The sequence below is a fragment of the Mesorhizobium sp. WSM4310 genome, assembly GCF_007003935.1.
Lineage (GTDB): Bacteria > Pseudomonadota > Alphaproteobacteria > Rhizobiales > Rhizobiaceae > Mesorhizobium.
Genome location: NZ_VFTA01000044.1, coordinates 25,837 through 45,708, shown reverse-complemented (window position 1 = coordinate 45,708; position 19,872 = coordinate 25,837). Strand labels below are relative to the sequence as shown.

At 63.9% G+C, this 19,872-nt stretch carries 18 protein-coding genes and 2 pseudogenes; 13 read left to right on the top strand and 7 right to left on the bottom strand.

Features of this window, described 5'->3' with window-relative positions:
- Positions 1-205: 205 nt before the first annotated feature.
- Positions 206-625 (bottom strand): large conductance mechanosensitive channel protein MscL, encoded by a 420-nt coding sequence (mscL, locus tag FJV80_RS30370; protein WP_027047745.1) that lies wholly within the window; start codon positions 623-625, stop codon positions 206-208.
- A 249-nt stretch (positions 626-874) separates the two neighbouring features.
- On the opposite strand from mscL, the gene FJV80_RS30365 reads away from it, so the two are divergent.
- The gene (locus FJV80_RS30365; protein ID WP_142878183.1) at positions 875-4,384 is read left to right on the top strand and encodes a PAS domain-containing hybrid sensor histidine kinase/response regulator; all 3,510 of its coding nucleotides are present in this window, start codon (positions 875-877) and stop codon (positions 4,382-4,384) included.
- A 33-nt stretch (positions 4,385-4,417) separates the two neighbouring features.
- On the opposite strand, the gene FJV80_RS30360 is transcribed toward FJV80_RS30365, so the two are convergent.
- Complete coding sequence (locus FJV80_RS30360; protein ID WP_142878185.1) at positions 4,418-5,053, bottom strand: TetR family transcriptional regulator; 636 nt, start codon at positions 5,051-5,053, stop codon at positions 4,418-4,420.
- A gap of 92 nt (positions 5,054-5,145) precedes the next feature.
- Between FJV80_RS30360 and FJV80_RS30355 the strand changes: the two genes are divergently transcribed.
- Complete coding sequence (locus tag FJV80_RS30355) at positions 5,146-5,799, top strand: O-methyltransferase (RefSeq protein ID WP_095787352.1); 654 nt, start codon at positions 5,146-5,148, stop codon at positions 5,797-5,799.
- 141 nt (positions 5,800-5,940) lie between these two features.
- Positions 5,941-7,218 carry an MFS transporter gene (locus FJV80_RS30350; protein ID WP_246689089.1) on the top strand — a complete coding sequence of 426 codons (1,278 nt, stop codon included), beginning with the start codon at positions 5,941-5,943 and terminating at the stop codon, positions 7,216-7,218.
- A 36-nt stretch (positions 7,219-7,254) separates the two neighbouring features.
- Here FJV80_RS30350 and FJV80_RS30345 read toward each other — a convergent pair.
- A pseudogene (locus FJV80_RS30345) lies at positions 7,255-7,506 on the bottom strand (LysR family transcriptional regulator); the annotation flags it as partial.
- On the opposite strand from FJV80_RS30345, the gene FJV80_RS30340 reads away from it, so the two are divergent.
- Positions 7,388-7,648, top strand: coding sequence for a hypothetical protein (locus FJV80_RS30340; protein ID WP_185975289.1), 261 nt, complete (start codon positions 7,388-7,390; stop codon positions 7,646-7,648). The pseudogene FJV80_RS30345 and the gene FJV80_RS30340 sit on opposite strands and share 119 nt — an antisense overlap.
- A 17-nt stretch (positions 7,649-7,665) precedes the next feature.
- Here FJV80_RS30340 and FJV80_RS30335 read toward each other — a convergent pair whose 3' ends face one another.
- Positions 7,666-8,325: a response regulator transcription factor gene (locus tag FJV80_RS30335; protein WP_142878181.1), complete on the bottom strand. Its 660-nt coding sequence runs from the start codon at positions 8,323-8,325 to the stop codon at positions 7,666-7,668.
- 181 nt (positions 8,326-8,506) lie between these two features.
- Positions 8,507-8,941 carry a hypothetical protein gene (locus FJV80_RS30330; protein ID WP_027047742.1) on the bottom strand — a complete coding sequence of 145 codons (435 nt, stop codon included), beginning with the start codon at positions 8,939-8,941 and terminating at the stop codon, positions 8,507-8,509.
- 107 nt (positions 8,942-9,048) lie between these two features.
- On the opposite strand from FJV80_RS30330, the gene FJV80_RS30325 reads away from it, so the two are divergent.
- Together FJV80_RS30325 and FJV80_RS30320 are read left to right on the top strand one after the other, a co-directional pair.
- Positions 9,049-9,399: a DUF952 domain-containing protein gene (locus FJV80_RS30325; protein ID WP_095791872.1), complete on the top strand. Its 351-nt coding sequence runs from the start codon at positions 9,049-9,051 to the stop codon at positions 9,397-9,399.
- Positions 9,396-10,475 carry a quinone-dependent dihydroorotate dehydrogenase gene (locus FJV80_RS30320; protein WP_142878180.1) on the top strand — a complete coding sequence of 360 codons (1,080 nt, stop codon included), beginning with the start codon at positions 9,396-9,398 and terminating at the stop codon, positions 10,473-10,475. Before FJV80_RS30325 ends, FJV80_RS30320 begins: the two co-directional genes overlap by 4 nt.
- Here the strand turns inward: FJV80_RS30320 and FJV80_RS30315 are convergent.
- On the bottom strand, positions 10,468-11,808 hold the full coding sequence (locus FJV80_RS30315) for an MATE family efflux transporter (protein WP_142878179.1): 1,341 nt from the start codon (positions 11,806-11,808) through the stop codon (positions 10,468-10,470). The two genes, FJV80_RS30320 and FJV80_RS30315, sit on opposite strands and share 8 nt — an antisense overlap.
- Before the next feature lie 133 nt (positions 11,809-11,941).
- Between FJV80_RS30315 and FJV80_RS30310 the strand changes: the two genes are divergently transcribed.
- The gene (locus FJV80_RS30310; protein ID WP_142878178.1) at positions 11,942-12,844 is read left to right on the top strand and encodes a histone deacetylase; all 903 of its coding nucleotides are present in this window, start codon (positions 11,942-11,944) and stop codon (positions 12,842-12,844) included.
- 3 nt (positions 12,845-12,847) lie between these two features.
- Here FJV80_RS30310 and FJV80_RS30305 read toward each other — a convergent pair whose 3' ends face one another.
- The gene (locus tag FJV80_RS30305; protein WP_027047739.1) at positions 12,848-13,111 is read right to left on the bottom strand and encodes a DUF6460 domain-containing protein; all 264 of its coding nucleotides are present in this window, start codon (positions 13,109-13,111) and stop codon (positions 12,848-12,850) included.
- A 435-nt stretch (positions 13,112-13,546) separates the two neighbouring features.
- Here FJV80_RS30305 and FJV80_RS30300 point away from each other — a divergent pair.
- The 6 genes and pseudogenes from FJV80_RS30300 (at position 13,547) to FJV80_RS30270 (ending at position 19,669) form a co-directional block, all read left to right on the top strand.
- Positions 13,547-14,164: pseudogene (locus tag FJV80_RS30300) on the top strand (outer membrane protein).
- Positions 14,165-14,341: 177 nt separating this feature from the next.
- Positions 14,342-14,728 carry a hypothetical protein gene (locus tag FJV80_RS30295; RefSeq protein WP_095791873.1) on the top strand — a complete coding sequence of 129 codons (387 nt, stop codon included), beginning with the start codon at positions 14,342-14,344 and terminating at the stop codon, positions 14,726-14,728.
- Between the two features lie 49 nt (positions 14,729-14,777).
- Entirely contained in the window at positions 14,778-15,452 is a 675-nt protein-coding gene (locus FJV80_RS30290) for a response regulator transcription factor (protein ID WP_095787319.1), read from the top strand.
- Positions 15,449-16,945, top strand: a complete 1,497-nt coding sequence (locus FJV80_RS30285) for a HAMP domain-containing sensor histidine kinase (protein WP_246689088.1) — start codon at positions 15,449-15,451, stop codon at positions 16,943-16,945. Before FJV80_RS30290 ends, FJV80_RS30285 begins: the two co-directional genes overlap by 4 nt.
- A 44-nt stretch (positions 16,946-16,989) precedes the next feature.
- Positions 16,990-18,015: a glycosyltransferase family 2 protein gene (locus FJV80_RS30280; RefSeq protein WP_142878177.1), complete on the top strand. Its 1,026-nt coding sequence runs from the start codon at positions 16,990-16,992 to the stop codon at positions 18,013-18,015.
- Positions 18,016-18,178: 163 nt separating this feature from the next.
- A complete protein-coding gene (locus FJV80_RS30270) occupies positions 18,179-19,669 on the top strand; it encodes a hypothetical protein (RefSeq protein WP_142878176.1) in 1,491 nt (496 codons plus the stop codon).
- Positions 19,670-19,872 lie beyond the last annotated feature (203 nt).

Here is a 19,872-nt window from a genome sequence, read left to right as displayed (position 1 = left end):
GGCTTCCATCCTTCGAAAGCCCGGCTTCCAAGTCAATTCTGCTTAGTCAAGCTGTCCGCTCCGAGGGGCGCACTCCAGTTTCCCGGGAAAACCGTTTCACACTTTTCCTGGAATTGCTCTAGGCTTGCCGCTCTTTACCAGATACGAAAACAGAAAACCCCAGCCGCGAACGACCGGGGTTTTGGTCCAGCAATGGCTGGCTGAATTATCGCTTGGCGAGCAGATCGCGGATTTCGGTGAGCAGCGCGACATCGGCGGGGGGCGGCGCGGCCGGGGCAGCCGGCTTCTCGCGCTCGAGCCGCCGGCGCAGATTGTTCACCCCCTTGACCATCAGGAAGATGACAAAGGCAATGATCAGGAAGTTCAGCGCCACGGTGATGAAGCTGCCATAGGCAAAGACCGCGCCTTGCTTGCGCGCATCTTCAAGGTTGGTCGCAGTTACATTGTGCGACAGGCCAATGAAGTAGTTGTTGAAATCGACCCCTCCGAGCGCGCCAATGAAAGGCATGATGACATCATCGACCAGCGAAGTGACGATCTTGCCGAAGGCAGCGCCGATGATGACGCCGACGGCCAAGTCCATCACGTTACCCTTGGAAATGAATTCCTGGAATTCTTTCAGCATTCGACCCTCCTTGCATGGCGGGCCGCGCTGTCGTTCCGTCCTTGCCGCATCGACCCGGCGACAACATAACAAAAACCTCCGGTTGCAACATGGGCAAAAAGGAGAAAGCAATCGCTTTCTCCTTCCCTGCCGTTAGCCTCCAGAAATCACGCGCTTCATGCACCCAAAGCCGTGATGGACTTGGGACCCAAGCTGTGATTGCGTTCGGACAAGCCGGACAGAAAGACTGCAAAGGAGGAAATTCCGGGCGTGCAAGGCTTGTTCATCGTCATCATCGCGATCGCCTATGTGACGTTGCTGTTCGCCATCGCCAGCCTGGGCGACCGCCGCTCGGCCATCTCCGGGCCCGGTCGTGCGCGACCCTTCATCTATGCGCTCAGCCTGGCGATCTATTGTACCTCGTGGACCTTCTTCGGCTCGGTCGGGCTCTCCTCCGAACGCGGCCTCGAATTCCTCGGCATCTATACCGGCCCGGTGCTGGTGTTCGTGTTCGGGTTTCCGCTGCTCAACCGCATCGTGCGGCTGGCCAAGACCGAGAAGATCACCTCGATCGCCGACTTCCTCGGCGCGCGCTACGGCAAGAGCTTCACCGTCGCGGCGATCGCCACGCTGATCGCCACCATCGGGGCGGTGCCCTATATCGCGCTGCAGCTGAAGGCGATTTCCGGCTCGGTCAGCCTGATGGTCGAGCACTATACGGGATCGCCGCCCTCTTTCGATCCGTTCGTCAGCGACATCTCGCTGGTCGTCGCCATGCTGCTGGCCTTGTTTGCCGTGCTGTTCGGCACCCGCCATGCCGACGCCACCGAACATCAGGACGGGCTGGTGCTGGCGGTGGCGGTCGAAACCGTGGTCAAGCTCGCCGCCTTCCTGGCAATCGGTCTGATGGTCACCTTCCTGATCTTCGGCGGCCCGGGCGACATGTTCGCCAAGCTGGCGCAGAATGCACAAGTGCGCCAGGCGATGGGCTACAACACCTCGCTCGCCACCTGGCTGGTGCTGACTTGTCTGAGCGGCTTTGCCATCGTCATGCTGCCGCGGCAGTTCTACGTCACCATCGTCGAGAACCGCGGCGAAGCCGAACTGCGCACCGCGACCTGGGTGTTTCCGCTCTACCTCGTGGCGATCAACCTGTTCGTGCTGCCGATCGCCTTTGCCGGCCTGTCGCTGGTCGGCACCGGCACCAGCAGCGATCTCTACGTGCTGTCGCTGCCCCTGTTCAGCGGCCACGACGTGCTCGCCATGGCGGCCTTCATCGGCGGGCTGTCTGCGGCAACGGCCATGGTCATCGTCGAAAGCGTGGCGCTCTCGATCATGATCTCCAACGACCTCGTCATTCCGCTGTTCGTGCGCCGCCTGCTCAAGACCTCGACCTCCGAGAACGAGGACTGGTCGACGCTCATCCTCAATGTGCGGCGCGGAGCGATCTTCATCCTGTTGTTCATCGCCTTCCTCTACTATCGCGAGAGCACCAACAGCGCGCGGCTGTCATCCATCGGGCTGATGTCCTTCGCGGCCATCGCGCAGTTCGCGCCGGCGCTGATCGGCGGGCTGATCTGGCGCGGCGCCAATGGCAGGGGCGCCGCACTCGGCATGATCGCCGGCATCCTCATATGGGGCTACACACTGCTTTTGCCCTCGCTTGTCGCACCCGATGCCGACATCATCTTGCAAGGGCTGTTCGGTTTCGAGGCATTGCGGCCGCAGGCGCTGTTCGGCACGGTCGCCGAACCGCTGAACCATGGCGTGTTGTGGAGCCTGTCGATCAACACGCTGTTCTTCGCCCTTGGCTCGCTGTCGCGCGCGTCGGTGCCGCTGGAGCGCATCCAGGCGTCGATCTTCGTGCCACGCGACGCCGGTCCGATGCCGAGCCTGCGCCGCTTCCGCACCGCCATCACCGTCAACGACCTCAAGGACACGATCGCGCGCTACCTCGGCGTCGAGCGCACCGAGCGTTCCTTCCAGTCGTTCGAGAAGACCAACGGCACCTCGCTGCACGGCAAGGAGCAGGCGAGCATGGAGGTCATCCGCTTCTCCGAGCAGCTTTTGGCCAGCGCCGTCGGCTCCTCCTCGGCGCGGCTGATCCTATCGCTGCTGTTCCGGCGCCATGACCGCGAATCCCGGGATGCCTTCCGCCTGCTCGACGACGCCACCGAGGCGCTGCAGCACAACCGCGACCTCCTGCAGATCGCGCTCGACCAGATGGAGCAGGGCATCACCGTCTTCGACCGCGATTTCCGGCTGATCTGCTGGAACCGCCAGTACTGGGCGCTGTTCGACCTGCCCGACGAGATGGGCCAGGTCGGCGTCTCGCTCGACCAGATCTTGCGCCACCTCGCCGAGCGCGGCGACATCCCCGCCGACCAGCGCGTGGCGATGCTCAACCGGCTGACCAGCTTCGTCAGCCCCTGGCAGATGGAACTGAAGACCAGCGGCCGCATCCTGGAACTGCGCTCCAACCCGATGCCGGATGGCGGCATCGTCGCCACCTATGCCGACATTTCCGGGCGCGTCGAACAGGATCTGGCGCTGAAGCGTGCCAATGAATCGCTGGAACAGCGCGTCAAGACCCGCACCATCGAGCTGACCCGGGTCAACGAGGAGTTGACCCGGGTCAACGAGGAACTGGCGCAGGCGCAGATGCTGGCCGAGGAGGCCAATCTCGGCAAGACGCGCTTCCTCGCCGCCGCCGGCCACGACATCCTGCAGCCGCTGAACGCCGCCCGGCTCTATTGTTCCTCGCTGATCGAGAAGGCCGGCAAAGGCCCAGCCGGCAAGGCGGCGGTCAATATCGAATCCTCGCTGGAATCGGTCGAGACGATTCTCGGCGCCGTGCTCGACATCTCGCGCCTCGATGCCGGGGCGATGAAGCCGGACGATACCGCCTTCAATCTCGACGGCCTGCTGCGCCAGATCGGCAATGATTTTCGGCCGATGGCCGCCGAGAAAAAACTCGGCCTGACGATCATGCCGTCTTCGCTGACGGTGGTGACCGATCGCAATTTGTTGCGCCGCCTGATCCAGAATCTTGTCTCCAACGCCATCAAGTATACCCGCAGGGGTCGCATCCTGGTCGGCGTGCGGCGGCGCGGCGAACTGGCGGAGATCCAGGTGATCGACACCGGCATCGGCATTGCCGGCGAGAAGCTGAACACGGTCTTCCATGAGTTCACCCGGCTCGATGAAGGCGCGCGCGAAGCCGAAGGGCTCGGCCTTGGCCTCTCCATCGTGGACCGCATCGCCCGGGTGCTTCGGCTGGAAATCCGCATCTTCTCCAATCCAGGCAAGGGCACGCGCTTTTCGGTCATCCTGCCGGTCGCAGCGGTGCAGGAGCCGCGACGCGAGGTCGAAACCAAGGCTCCCGCCCGTGCCGCGGCTTCGCTCGCCGGGCTGCATGTGCTGTGTATCGACAATGACGCCCGCATCCTGGAGGGCATGCGGCTGCTGCTCGAAGGCTGGGGATGCAAGGTTGATACCGTGTCCGGCTCACGGGATCTGGAGAACGCCGCGCTACACCGCCCGGATATCGTGCTTGCCGATTACCATCTCGACGGCGAAACCGGCCTCGATATCATCGCCCGGCTGCGTGCGACCCATGGCAACGACCTGACCGCCGTGCTGGTCACCGCCGACCGGTCCAACGAGGTGCGGGCGGCGGCAGCTGGGCTCGATATTGCGGTGATCAACAAGCCGCTGAAACCGGCGGTGCTGCGTTCGATGATGGCCAGGGTGAGGCCGCTGGCATCGGCGGCAGAGTGACGCCAACGGGCCGGCCGGCCACAGCTGGCGCTTTCAGGCCCTGTGCCCCAGGCTCCTGAGGTAGGCGCAGAACATATCGGCTATCGCATCGGAATAGGTCTCGATCTCCGCCGGCATTCGCGAACTTGCCGAAAAATCCCGTCCCGCCGCACTGAGCATCGTCGTGACCAGCTCGCCGACCATGGCTCGGGTGGCATCGGAGGCCTCGGGCAGTGTCTCCTGCATGAATATCTCGACCGTGCGCTCCGCCGAAGCCCGCGCCTCTTGAGCCTCTGGCGCATCCCGATAAAGCGGCGCCGCGTCGTTGAGCGCGCCACGCACTGCCGCTTCTTCACACTCGGAGCGGACAAAGGCATGCACCAGGATGCGCAGCCGCTCGAGGGGCGGCTTCTCGACCTCCTGGAGAATACGGCACAGCAGGTCGGTCGTTTGCTGCCATTCGTCGCTCTGCAGCCGGAACAGAAGTGCCGCCTTGTTGGGGAAATACTGATAGAGCGAGCCGACGCTGACTCCGGCCCTTTCGGCCACGCGCGTGGTGGTGAAACGCTGCGCGCCTTCCTTCTCCAAAACCTGAACAGCAGCCTGCAAAAGAGCCGCGACAAGGTCCGTCGCGCGAGCCTGTTTGGGCTGTTTTCGTGAGGAAATCGAATGACTTGGGCGTTCGGTCATGTCTCGGCCCGGTAATGCGAATTGGAAACCTGAAGGATTATTCGTATTTTCGGCGCAACACAAGCACGCAGCCATTTCGACCGGAGACGTTCATGACGACGCTGACCAATGCCCCGCTGGCCCCGCTGCTCGCCCGCCTGTTCGAAGAAGCCAATGCCGCAACCAGTCCGGTGGCGGGACTCTCGCACGAAGAGCGGGCGCGCCTGATCAACAGCAAGACCGAATATGTCGATTTCTACGGTCGGCTGAAGGACCTCTGGCTGGCGATCTCGCCGGAGACCGGCACGCTGCTCTACATGCTGGCGCGCAGCAGCGGCGCGCGCATCATCATCGAGTTCGGCACCTCGTTCGGCATCTCGACGCTCTATCTTGCGGCAGCGCTCAGGGACAATGGTGGCGGCCGCCTGATCACCACTGAATTCGAGCCGTCCAAGGTGATGCGGGCCAAGGCCAATCTGACCGAGGGCGGCCTCATCGACCTGGTGGAGATCCGCGAGGGCGACGCGCTTGAAACGCTGAGCACCGACCTGCCCGAAACGATCGACCTTTTGCTGCTCGACGGCGCCAAGGCGATCTATCCGGAGATCCTCAGCCTGGTCGAGAGCCGCTTGCGGCCAGGCGCGCTGGTCATCGCCGACAATGCCGATTTCTCGCCCGAATATCTCGAGCGGGTGCGCTCGCCGGCGTCGGGCTACATGTCCACGCCGTTCGGCGAGGACGTCGAATTGTCCGTGCGGCTCGGCTGAAGCCGGCCCCATCGCCGTATTGGATACTACCACGCGGCTCAAACCTCCTTGTCGCTCCAGGGCGACCGTAGGCGTTTACGTCAACCAACGCGCAAACCCCGGGCCGTCGACGACAGTCGGCCTCCATGCGCAGGTGACGTCATGATCAACACGCTTCTTTCCTCCTGGCGCGCAGCCCCGCGCCCAGCCCTGATGGGGCTTCTGCTGTTCTTCTGCGCGGGTTTCGCCGATGGCGCGCTCGTGCCTTTCTTTCCGCTCTGGGCAAGCAGCGAGGCGGGCATTCCCGTCGGCGCGATCGGCCTGCTGTTCGGCTGCTATGCCGGGGGCGAACTGCTGGCGGCGCCGCTGATCGGCGGCATCGCCGACCGGGTCGGCCGGCGGCCGGTGCTGATCGCCTCGTCGCTTGGCGTCGGCGCCGGCTTCCTGGCCCTGTTCTTCGTGCATGGCGTCGCCGTTACCGCGATCGTGCTGCTTCTAACCGGCATGTGCGAGTCAGTGCTTCATCCAACTATTTTGACCACGATCGCCGATGTGACCCCGCCATCCGCGCATCCGCGCTGGTTCAGCCTGGCGCGCGTGAGTTCAAGCGCCGGGCAGATTCTCGGACCGGCCAGCGGCGCCCTGCTGGCGCTGCTATCGCTACGCAGCGTTTTCCTCGCCGGCGGCACGATGCTTGTGCTGGGCGGCATCGTGATGCTCTTCGCCCTGAACGAGACGATCGGCATCGGCCTCGCCGCCGGCGACGATCGCCACGGCGGCGAAGACAACGAAGAGGAAGGCCTGTCCGCGCTGCTGCCGGCGTTCGGCGACGGCCGGCTGGCGAAGCTGCTGCTCTGGGTCGTGCTGTTCGAGGTCGCCGGCAACTGGATCGAGGCGGTGATCCCGCTCTACGCGCAGGATGCAGGGACGCTGACGCCATCCGGCGTCGGCGCGCTGTTCGCCTACGCCGCCGCCCTGACGGTCGGCCTGCAGATGCTGGTCAGCCGCCTGATCGAGGCACGATCCGCGCTCTGGCTGACGGTCGGCGCCGGCCTTGCGACGATCCTCGCCTTTGCGCTGCTCGCCGCGTCGCCGGCGATGCTGACGCTGATCGGAGCGGTCAGCCTGTGCTCGATCGCGCAGATGCTGGTCGGACCGCTGGTGCCGACCGCCGTCAATGCGCTGGCGCCGCCCGCACGGCGCGGCTCCTACATGGCGGCTTCGTCGGTGGCGGTCGACCTCAAGGACTCGTTGGGGCCGTCGATCGGCACGGCGCTTTACGCGCTGGCACCGCGCCTACCCTGGATCGCCGGCATTCCGCTGGTGGCGATCGCATCGCTCGGCCTCGGCGCCGCCATCGGCCGGGCGCGCAATCCTTCGCGGCCGACCGAGGATGATGCCACGCCGCAACTGGGTTCAGCCGTCGAAAACTATCGCTGAGATTCGGCGCCATCGCACAGACGCGGGTCGATAGCCTCAGACGGGGCTGTCGACCATCTGCGAATTGCGGAACCGGGGCTTCGCGCCGCTGGCCGCCGGCGACGGACGGTGCTCGCGAAACGCCATGGCAAGGGTGCGCGATGCATCGCGCGATTGCGGGTCTGAGAGCGTGGACAACAGCACGATCTCCGACGCCGGCAGCGGTGGAAGGCCGAATTTGCGGCTGACCTCGATGGTGCCGGGCGGGGCGAGGCGGCAAGAGAACACCGATGCGGCGAGACCGGTCGATTCCGTTGTCCATAATGCACTGCGCAACGGCTTCGGCTGGGTGATGCTCTATGGCGGCATCGGCGTCTGGATCATGGCCGCCATCAGCTTCGTGAGTTTCAACGCCCGACCGGTGCGGACAGAGGTCCAGTGTCCCGATTGAACGGGCGACGCAGACGCTCAGCTGATGGTCTGCAAAGGGTCGGTGCCGATCTTGGACAGAAGGATCACCGCCTGGGTGCGGCTGTCCACGCCGAGCTTCTGCAGGATGGCCGAGACATGCGCCTTGATGGTCGCCTCGGAAACACCGAGCTCATAGGCGATCTGCTTGTTGAGCAAGCCTTCGGCCAGCATGCCGAGCACGCGCGTCTGTTGCGGCGTCAGCGCCTGCAGCCGCTTGATCAGGTCCGATATTTCGGGATCGCGCTCGACACCGAGATCGACGCCAACGGGCGCCGCGATGTCGCCAGCCAGCACCGATTGCACGGCGTTGCGGATTTCCTCCATGCTGGCCGATTTGGAGATGAAGCCGGATGCGCCGAGATCGAGCGCGCGCCTGATGGTCGCCGGATCGTCATGCGCCGAGACCACGATCAGTGGCACCGCAGGGTGAATGCCGCGCAGCGAGATCAGGCCGGAGAGACCGCTGGCGCCCGGCATCGACAAATCGAGCAGCACCAGATCGACATCCTCATTGGCCACGACCAATGCCTTGGCGCTTTCGAAATCGCCGGCCTCGTGAATGGCGGCGACATTGCCGATGCCGGCAAGCGCTTCGCGGAGCGCACCGCGAAACAGCGGGTGATCGTCGGCGATGACGAAAGAATAGCCTGACGGCAAATGTTCCTCCCCGAATCCCGTCGATGATTTTTAAGCTTTTTGGGACCAGTCGAACGATTATGAGGGGCAGCGCGCTGTTTTCAAGCGGCAAAACCAGCACGCCGCGTTTTCCCTGCTTCGCAAGATCAAAGTCCTAAGGCGTCCTTTGCGCGTCCAATAGGACCCGCGGCGCCACAGGAGCTCAGGTCTTCTGCGAGTTGAGCTGGGCGCCGCCGCCGTTGTCCTTGTCCATATCCTTGACGATGCCCATGAAGCCCCTGAGGAAGCGCTCCATGTAGCTCATCGTCTTGTTGAAATCCTCCTCGCTCGGCAGTTTCGATTCGAGGCGGGCGGAGAGCGAATTCTCCAACTTGGTGACGCGCTCGTCCATTGCCTTCATCGAGGTCTGCAGGCGGTCGATTTCGTCCTGGAACGCGGCGCGTTCGTCGGCCGCCACCTTGCAGACGAGCTGACCGGAGCGTTCCTCGCAGATCGACATCGCACCGGTCTGCGTATCCATGCGGACATAGCCGTTGGCGGATTTTTCCAGCCGGTAGCGATCGGTTTCTTCCGAATAAGCTGATACCGCGACCAGTGAAACCAGCGCGGCGGGGATCAAGATGTGTTGCAGACGCATGTTGTCCTCCATGGCCAAGGCCTGAAATATCGCATGTTTGCGCCGGAAATGGGGAAGACCCTTGGCGTGGCCTTCCCCGCACGACTGGTTCAGACTATAGCGCAACCATGTCTCAGTTTATCTACAAGATAACCCCGCAAGCGCTTTGGCGCGAGGCCGAAGCCAGTGGCCGCTTCACCGGCGCGCCGATCGACGTCGCCGACGGCTTCATCCATTTCTCCACGGCGGCGCAGGTCCGGGAAACCGCGGCAAAGCATTTTTCCGGCCAGACAGACCTTCTGCTGGTCGCCGTCGACGACGCCAGCCTGGGCGACGCGCTGAAATACGAGGTTTCGCGCGGCGGCGCGCTGTTTCCGCATCTTTACGGCGTGCTGGTGCTGGATACCGTCAAATGGGTGCGGCCGCTGCCGCTCGGTGCCGATGGCGCGCATCGGTTCCCGCCGCTGGAGGGGCAATGAGCGTGCTCGACCGACTGGGCCAGAAGCTGCTGTTCACCTTCGATCCGGAAACTGCGCATGGCCTGTCGATCGCGGCGCTGCGCTGCGGCCTGCCTGCCGGCGCGCGGACGGTGCGCGATATCAGGCTGAAGGCCAGCCTCTGCGGCCTCGATTTCCCCAACCCGCTCGGCATGGCGGCCGGCTACGACAAGAATGCCGAGGTGCCCGACGCGCTGCTTGGCCTTGGCTTCGGCTTTGCCGAGGTCGGCACGCTCACGCCGCTGCCGCAGGCCGGCAATCCGAAACCGCGCATCTTCAGGCTGACGGCGGATGAAGCGGTGATCAACCGGCTGGGCTTCAACAATGAAGGTCATGCCGCGGCCGAAAAACGCCTTGCCGCGCGCAAGGGACGTTCCGGCATTGTCGGCGTCAATATCGGTGCCAACAAGGACAGCGCCGATCGCATCGGCGACTATGAGCGCGGCGTCACCCGCTTTGCCCCCTATGCCAGCTACCTCACGGTCAACATCTCCTCGCCCAACACGCCCGGCCTGCGCAACATGCAGTCGCGCGAGCAACTCGGCGAACTTTTGTCGCGTGTCATGGCCGCGCGCGCGTCGGCGGCGGCCCAGCCGCCCATTTTCCTCAAGATCGCGCCGGATCTGGTCGAGGCCGAGTTGGAAGACATCGCCGCCGAGGTCGCGGAAAAACGGATCGACGGAATCATCGTCTCCAACACCACAATTTCGCGGCCGCCGCTGCGCAGCGGCGGCGTCGCAGGCGAGACCGGCGGGCTTTCGGGAAAACCGCTGTTCGAACGCTCGACTGTCGTGCTGGCGAAGATGCGCAAGCTGCTCGGGCCGGGCATCGCCATTGTCGGGGTCGGCGGCGTGGATTCCGCCGAGACCGCGCTGGAGAAGATCCGCGCCGGGGCCGACCTGGTGCAGCTCTACACCGGCATGATCTATGCCGGACCAGCGCTGCCGGGCCGTATCGTCGCCGGCATGGCACGCTTTTGCGAGACGGAGCGGCTGAAGTCCATTGGCGAATTGCGCGACAGCCACCTCGATCGATGGGCGTCCAAGCCGCTCAGCTGAACGCCGTCTGCACCCGCAACCGCAAAATGGTCAGCAGGCTGAAGCCGCGCGCCAGCAGGAAAACGTGCAGCGCCGCCCACAGGCCGTGATTGCCGAAGGCGGGCGCCAGCGTCAGCAGCGCGACGGCAAAGACCAGAAACGACAGCAACATCATGTTGCGCATGTCGCGCGACCAGGTCGCGCCGATGAAGACGCCATCCATCTGGAACGCCAGCACGCCGCTCAGCGCGGTGAATGCCGCCCAGGGCAAATAGATGTCGGCCACCGAACGGACCTCCTGCGATGTCGTGACGATGGCGACCAGGTTGGCGCCGGCCGACAGCAGCACCAGGGTCGCGGCACCGGCCAGCCCTAAACCCCAGAACAGGGTCAGCCGCACCGCCTGCCGGAATGGCTGCTCGGCGCGCGCGCCGACGGCACGGCCCGCGAGCTGCTCGGCGGCGGTGGCAAATCCGTCGAGGAAATAGCCGGCGACGAGGAAGAAGTTCATCAACACCGCATTGGCTGCCAGCGTCACCGTGCCGAACTGCGCGCCCTGGCGGGTGAACAGCGCGAAGGCGGCAAGCAGCGAGAACGAGCGGATCATGATATCGCGGTTGAGCGACAGCATGCGCAGGAAGGCGGCCATGTCGAGCAGCCGATGGCGCGGCAAGGGCGGGGTCGCGCGGAAGCGACGGACCACGATGGCGAGACCCAGCAGCATGGCCAGGAATTCGCCCGTGACCGTTGCCCAGGCAACGCCGGCAACGCCCCAGCCAAGCTTCAGGCCAAGCAGGAAGCAGAGCGCGATGTTGATGCCGTTGAGCACCAATTGCAGCACAAGGCCGAGCCCGCCCTCGCCACGCCCCAGCACATAGCCGAGAATAGCGTAGTTGATCAGCGAGAACGGTGCGGCAAGCAGCCTGATCCTGATGTAGACGCCCATCGCCTCGCTGACGCGCGGTTCGGCGCCCATGAACCACTGGCCGCCGATGGCGATCAACGGCGAAAGCGCCGCCAGCACGACACCGGCAACGACCGCGATCAGCACGGCGCGCCAGAACACCGCCTGTTCCTCGAGCGCGTCGCCACGCCCGAAAGCCTGGGCGACGAGGCCGGTGGTGCCCGAACGCAGAAAATTGAAGCTGGTGAAGACGACGTCGAAAACAAGTGCGCCCGCCGCAAGGCCGCCGAGCAAAGCAGCGTTACCGAACTGGCCGACAACAGCCGTGTCGACCAGGCCGAGCATCGGCGTGGTCAGATAGGCGAGCGTCATCGGCACCGCTATGGCGAGCACGGAACGGTTGGTAACGACAAAAGCTCTGGCGTCGACTGGAGTTGCGCCCTTGTCCAAGGGATTGCTGCCTTGCTGATTTGCGGCTTGATCGAAGAGCCGATGTGCCCCATTTTCCGGCCACCGCGCAATCATTCTTCCCGCGATGGCCAACCGAAATCCCGGTCTGGCGCGAAGCCGCCGGATTCCGTTCATGCCCCTGCAGATCGTCCACCACCCCGACTACGACGCCGGCTTTGCCACCAACCATCGCTTCCCGATGAGCAAGTATCCGCTGCTGATGGAGGCTTTGCGCGCACGCGGCCTGGCCAGGCGTGACGCGCTCAACGCCGCGGATCCCGCACCGGCATCATGGCTGAGGCTTGCCCATGCGGCCGACTATGTCGACCAGGTCATCAACTGTTCAGTGCCGGAAAAAATCGAACGCGAGATCGGCTTTCCGGTCGGCCCGCGCGTTTCGCGCCGCGCGCAGCTTGCGACCGGCGGCACGATACTGGCCGCGCGGCTCGCCTTGCGCCATGGCATCGCCTGCAACACCGCGGGCGGCAGCCATCATGCGCGGCGCGCGCAAGGCGCCGGCTTCTGCACCTTCAACGACGTTGCCGTCGCCTCGCTGGTGCTGCTCGACGAGGGTGCCGCACAAAACATCCTGGTCGTCGATCTCGATGTGCATCAGGGCGACGGTACGGCGGATATTCTGAGCGACGAGCCAGGTGTATTCACCTTCTCCATGCATAGCGAGCGCAACTATCCCGCGCGCAAGATCGCCTCCGATCTCGACATCGCGCTTCCCGACGGCACGGGCGATGCCGCCTATCTCCGGAGGCTGGCCACGATCCTGCCGGAGCTGTCGGCCCGGGCGCCCTGGGACATCGTTTTCTACAATGCAGGCGTCGACGTCCATGCCGAGGACCGGCTTGGCAGGCTGGCGCTTTCCAATGACGGCCTGCACGCCCGCGACGAGATGGTCATCGGCCATTTTCGTGCGCTCGGCATTCCGATCTGCGGCGTCATCGGTGGCGGCTATTCCACTGATGTTCCGGCCCTTGCCGCACGGCACGCCATCCTGTTCGAGGTCGCTTCGGCCTACAGCTGAAAGTCACTTCCGATAGTTGGCGATCCTGAGCAGGATGAAGGCCGGCACGACGATCGCGGCCCCAAGCAGGATGTAGCCGAGGAAGCGGTCAATGGCGTGGAAGCCCAGGTTCCAGAGATCGATGAAGAACTTCTGGATGCCGTAGAAGACATCCATCGGCGACCAGCCGAAGGCATTCATGACAAGGCCGACGAGGAACGACACCACCAGCAGCTTCAGGATCACCCTGAGCGGCGAGTCGCCGAGAAAGCGCGTCAGTGCGGACAAGGTCGTCTCCCGATTGAGATGCCCAGGCTCACGGGCACGGCCCAGAGATACGTGCTTGGCGGCTATCCATCAAGCCAGCGCGGTTGGTGCCCGGCTGGAACAGGGGATCGGGACTCCGAGCTTCGGCCGGCCCGCAATTTTTAAATATAGGTAAACAAGATCATTTTAATTTGTTGAAAATAAAGCACAAAATCGTCATTTTCGAATTTTGCGCAATGTGCGTGCAATTTTCACCTGCGAGACAGTCGGCGTCTTTCAGGTGACTGGTTGCGCGGCGCTCCGACCCCTGCCACAGCTGGCGAACGCCAGTCTCAGGACCGTGCAGCCATCCCTGAAAGACACCAAACCGGAGCCCTGACCGCCCCAGCGGCCAAGCTCCCCGGGAGTTAACCTGCGTGTCGATTGCTGGATGCGCGTTTGTGTTGGAGTAATGCTGTGTCTTCTCGAGTAAAGATCGTCCTGACGGCGGCTAGCCTCGCCTTTTGCCTTCTCGGGCCGGCGATGGCCGCCGACCTTTCACCCACCTACAACGACCCGCCAGCCTTCCAGTGAAGCGGCGCCTATGTCGGCGTGCATGGCGGCACGGCGTTCACCGGGATGCCAAACCCGTTTGCAGGCCGCAATGGCTTCAGCGGCGGCGTCCAGGCCGGCTACAACCAGCAGATGGGTCCCACCGTTCTCGGCGCCGAGATCGAAGGCTCCTATCTGGGCGGCGCCGAACACGACGTCCAGGGCGGCAAGATCAAGGAGAAATGGCGCGGCGCCGCCAAGGCCAAGGCAGGATTGAGCTTCGACCAGACGCTGCTGTTTGGCACCGGCGGCGTTGCCCTGACCAAATTCGACAAGGGCGACAACGTCAGCAGCGCCGATGGATGGAAGGTCGGCTACCTCCTGGGCGCCGGCATCGAGCAGGGCTTCGCCGGCGGGCTGTCCGCCAAGGTCGAGTACGACTATGTCCGCACCCGCGGCGTCGAGACGACATCGGCTCTTGGCACGTCGAAGACGACGATCGGCAGCCATGAACTGAAGGCCGGCATCAATTACCGGTTCTAGAACCGAGCGAACCGGATTGCACGATGCCGCTGGGCGTCGCGCAATCCGGTGTCTCGATATCCACCGCACAGCGGCTTTTTCCGCAATGGCGCCCTTCCCACGCGTCGCTGCAATGTCGATGCAATCTTCGCGATCTAGGTCCGCGCGTGAATTTTCACCATGGGAATCTGTTCCGATATGTCCACGCATGGCGCCAGCCTCCTGACCCAGGCCCCGAAGATCGTCTTCATCGCAATCGCGCTCGCAGGCTGTGCCTCCGACATCATGAAAAATTATGTCGGGCAGCCGGTCGAATCGGTCGTCCTCGATTATGGTCCGCCCACGGCGATCGTCGATCTTGGCCAGGGCGAGCGCGCCTATCAGTGGCGCAAGGTGTCGACGTCAGCGGTTTCCGGGACATCGAGCGGCGAGGTTCGCGAGACAAAACACGGAACCGTCTATGAAGAGACCGAGACGCCCGGCTATATCGAGCGTCAGGAATGCTTCTACACATTCTATGCCCGCGCTTCCGGCGGCCGCTGGTTCATCACCAATTTCCGCCAGCCAAAGCTGGAATGCGAATGAACTGCCGCGGCCGCAGACCCCGACCGGCCGCGGATAAAGGAGAATATTCATGCGCGTCCTGTTGATCGAGGACGAACCGGAAATGGCCTCCGTGCTCAAGGCCGCTCTCGAGCGTGTGGACATCATCGTCGACCATGCCGCGACATTGGCCGATGCCGAGGCGATGGCCCGCCTGGGCTATCACGACGCGGTGGTGCTGGACCGCCGGCTGCCGGATGGCGACGGTCTCAGCCTCATACCGCGCTTGCGTGCCTTGCATCTGGATGTGCCTGTCATCGCATTGACGGCGATGAGCGGGCTGGACGACCGGGTCACCGGGCTCGATGCTGGCGCCGACGATTACATGGTCAAGCCCTTCGCCACGGTGGAACTCGTCGCGCGGCTTCATGCCTTGCACCGGCGCTCGTTCACATCGCGCGCCAACCAGACAATGGTCGGCCGCCTCACCTATGATTTCCGCCATCGCGAGGCGCTGATCGAGGACCAGGCGCTCGATCTGCCGCGGCGCGAGAGGCTGGTGCTGGAAACGCTGATCCGCCGGCCGGGCCGGACCATCATGCGCAGCGCGCTGGAAGAGGCTGTCTATGCCCTCGACGACGAGATCGGCTCCAATGCGCTCGATGCGCATATTTCGCGGCTGCGCCGCAAGCTCGACGATGTCGCCGCCGGCATCGAGATCCGGGCGATCCGCAATCTCGGCTATCTCCTGCGGGCGGTCTCGTGAAAAAGGTCCGCACCGGCTCGCTGCAATGGATCCTGGTCCGGCGGCTGATCCTGCTGCAAGCGGCGACGCTGCTCATCTTCATCGTGCTTTGCGCGGCAGCCCTTTGGATCGCCAATCCGCGCCTTTTGATCGACAACGAGGCCGCCGTCGCGGCCGTCAAGGATGCCGTCGACCGGGACAAGGACGGCAGGCTGATCGTGCGTGAAACGGAGGAACTCACCGCGTTTCGCGAGAGCTTCCCCAATGTCTGGTACCTCGTTCGCGATGGCAGCGGCGAGAGCGTCCGTGCCGGCAACATACCCGACATCTACACCAAAGGCTTCGACGAGTTGCTTGGTGCGGCCGATCACGCCACGATCGGGTTCTCCGACAAGGACATGCGGCCGGAAGCCTATATCGAAAACGCTTCGACCAAGGCCGGCATGGTGCAGATCATCGCCGCGACGCAGTCGTCGCGCCAGCAAACCGACGGCCTCGAAATCAACATTTCGGCCACCGTCGAAGTCGCCCGCAATCCGGACGGCAGCAGGAACTGGGAGCGCGCCCTGCCGGCGCTCGCGCTCGTCATCGCGATCCTGCTTTTGCCCATCATTCTCGTCATGGGCACGACGACGCTGGTGACGACGCCAGCCGTGGTGCGCCGTTCCTTCGCCGGCCTTGTCGAAACGGTCCGCCAGGCGGCGCGCATCGACATCGGCACCCGCGCCATGCAACTGCCGGTCAAGCAGGTGCCGCAGGAAATCGCGCCGCTCGTGCATGCCTTCAACGAGGCGCTTGCCCGCCTCGCCCATGGTTACGACCGCCACAACCGTTTCCTCACCGACGCGGCGCATGAACTGCGCACGCCGATCGCCATCCTGCGCACACGCGCCGAACTTTTGAAGCAGGAACCGCAGAGCGCGCGACTGCTGCGTGACATCGAACGCCTGTCGCATCTTGCCCAGCAACTGCTCGACCATCAGTTGCTCGACCGCCCGTCGGACCAGCGCCAGATCGTCGATCTCGACGATCTCGTCAGCCGGGTGGCGGCCGACTTCGCACCGCTCGCCATCGAGGCCGGCTATGACCTTGCCTTCGAACCGTCGCCAAACAAGGCCCGAGCAGAGATCAATGTCCTGCAGATCGAGCGGGCGCTCGCCAACCTGGTGCGCAACGCAATCGAGCATGGCGGCGGCGGCGGCACGATCACGATCGCCATCGACGCGGCCGGTGGCATCGAGGTGCGCGACGAGGGGCCGGGCATTCCCGCGGAAGAGCACGAGAACGTCTTCGAGCCCTTCTACCGCTTGCAGCCGCAGTCGCGCGGCGCGGGGCTGGGACTGAACCTCGCCCGGCAGATCGCGCTGCTGCATGACGGGACGATCCGCATCCTGACGGCTCCTGGCGCGGCGCCCGCATCCGCATGGAGTTGCCGGTGCGTTCGTGACGTGCCGAGCCCATCGCGTCGGCCGGCCGATGATCCGATGTCGATCCCTGGCTTATCTGTTTTCTAACCAATTGCCGCTATTGCCATGGCAAGAGCGGGAGCCAGGCTTTGGTGGGAACGGGAAAAATCGGCGCGCACCGCGCGGTCACGCTGTCGGTCGTCGTGCCATGCTACAACGAGCGCGACGGCGTGGCCGAGCTTCACCGACGCGTCAGCGCCGTATGCCTCGAGCAAGGCCGTTCCTACGAGATCGTGCTTGTCATCGATGGGGCGACCGACGGCACCCGCGAGGCCATTTTCGAACTGGCCGAAAAGGACGACCATGTGGTCGCCATCGACCTTGCCCGCAATTACGGCCACCAGATCGCCTTGAGCGCGGGGCTGGAATTCTGCCGCGGCGAGCGCATCCTCATTCTCGACGCCGATCTCCAGGATCCGCCAGAACTGCTCGGCGCGATGATGGCGAAGATGGATGAAGGCTTCGACGTCGTCTACGGCCAGAGGGTCAAGCGCGACGGCGAAGGCTGGTTCAAGCTGACCTCCGCCTCGATGTTCTACCGCCTGCTCGGCCGGATGGTCGATGTCGAGATCGCACCGGACTCCGGAGACTTCCGGCTGATGAGCCGCCGGGCGCTCGACCATCTGAATGCGATGCCCGAACGCTACAGGTTCATTCGCGGCATGGTGAGTTGGATCGGGCTCAGGCAGGTCGCCTTCCCTTACGAGCGGCACCGGCGCTTCGCCGGCACCACCCACTATCCGCTGAAGAAGATGATCCTGCTGGCGGTCGACGCGATGACCAGCTTTTCGATCGTGCCTTTGCGGTTTGCCTCGATGCTGGGGATAATGTTCGGCCTGCTCGGCCTGGTCGTGCTCGGCTACACGCTGATCGAATGGTCCAGGGGCAACGTGGTGCCCGGCTGGACGAGCCTTGCCGCGATCATGCTGATCCTGGGCAGCGTCCAGCTTCTAGTGCTCGGCATTTTCGGCGAGTATCTCGGCCGCATGTACATGGAGACGAAGCGGCGGCCGCTGTATTTCGTCAATGAAATCGTTTCGCGCGACCAGCCGGCCAAGGACAGCGACCTGCCCGTCCATCGCCTGCAGGAGATGGCGAAAAGAGCCGCGCGTGGCTGAGGCGAAGGGCGAGCGGATGCAACGGGAACGGCATGGGCAGGATGCGGTCGGCTCTTCCGTTTGATGTCTCGCGGATGCTGCGCTTTGGCGCCGTCGGGCTTCTCTACACGACGCTCGGCTATACACCGGTCGTGGCGGCGACGCCGCCACCTGGAGCCGCGACATGAACCAGTCCACAGCAATCGCGGCGGCGAGGCCGTCGCTCGGGGACGCGCAACGCATCAGGCTGATACTCTGCCTTCTCTGCGCCTGCCTGGTGGCCTATCTGCTTGCCACCTTGGCCAGCGCGATGCTTCAGGATCCCGACAGTTGGTGGCAGGTGAAGGTCGGATTGGACTTTCTGGAAAACCGGACGTTTCCCGTCGTCGACCCCTATTCCTATACGTTCGCCGGTCAGCCCTGGATCGCCAAGGAATGGCTGGGGCAGGTCTTTCTGGCCCTCGCCTACCGTGCCGGCGGCTGGAATGGCGTCGTCACACTGATCATCGCCACGATCAGCCTGACGGTCTTCCTGATGGGATGGTTCCTCAGCGCATGGCTGAAGCCGACACTGGCGATAGCGCTGGCCTTCGCCGCGGCTTTGCTGATCGCCCCGATCTATACGGCCCGTCCACACGTCTTCACCTTGCCGATCATCGTCGTCTGGACGGCAATGCTGTTTGGCGCCGCGCAGGAAGAGAGAGCCCCGCCCCCGTGGCTGCTGGTGCTTGTGGTCTTGTGGGCCAACCTTCATGCCACGTTCACCCTGAGCTTCGTCATCGCTGCCTTTGCCGGGCTCGATCTCCTGGCGCGCTCGGGCCTGTCGAAACCCGCCCTCCTGGCAAAATGGGTTGCTTTCGGCCTGCTCTGCCCGCTGGTCAGCCTGATGCATCCCTATGGGATGAAAGCCATCCTGGCGACGTTCACGGTGGCCTATGGCAACGAGGCGGTGCCACTCATCCTGGAGTGGCGGGCGTTCAACGCGCAGGAGCAGATCCTCCAGGAAGCGGTGATGCTGTTGGCGCTTTTTGGACTTTTGGTATCGAGGCTGCGGATCGGTTGGGCCAAGGCGGCGTTCATCGTCTTCGCCTTGCATGTCTATCTCGCCCATCTGCGGTTCGTATATCTGCCCTTCCTGCTGATCCCCTTGGTGATCGCGGTCGAAGTCGCCCGGCAATACCCCTCGGTCTCGACCCCGACCTGGCTGGCGGAAAAGCGTGACGGACTGGAAAGACTCTTCGCCAGCCAGTTTTACGCGATCTGCGGCGCAATCGCTGTCCTGCTGATCGGTGCGGTCGTCATCCTCGGCAGTGCCTACCAGGTGGCGCCGAGCCCGAAGACAGCGGCCAACGGCGCCCTCGCATACGCACGCGATCACCAGCTTTCCGGCAATGTGCTGAATTCCTATAATTTCGGCGGCACGCTGATCTTTCACGGCATCAAGACCTACGTCGACGGCAGGACGGACCAGCTGTTCCTCGGCGGCTTCACGAAAGCCGAGGACGCGACGGGACACAGCGACGGAAAACCGCTGCTCGAGGCCCAGTTGAAGAAATACGCCATCGGCTGGGCACTCCTTACGGCCGACGATACCCGCATCCCATTCTTCGCGGAGTTGGGCTGGAAGCGAGCCTATGCGGACGACGACGCCGTGATCTACCTGCCTCCCGCCTGATCTACAGCCTCCGTTCGAAACCGGTTTCGTCAGCGTTCGAAGATCTGGCATCTGCCTTGACATGGATGTTGCAGTGCAGCAAACTTGTGTTGCAGAGCACAGTCCGTGAAACCCACGAGCCACGATTTTTCGAACGACGGGGACATCGCCGCATGAGGAGCATGTCAGGTTCCGCCGCACGGCTGCCAAGGGCCACGGCGTAC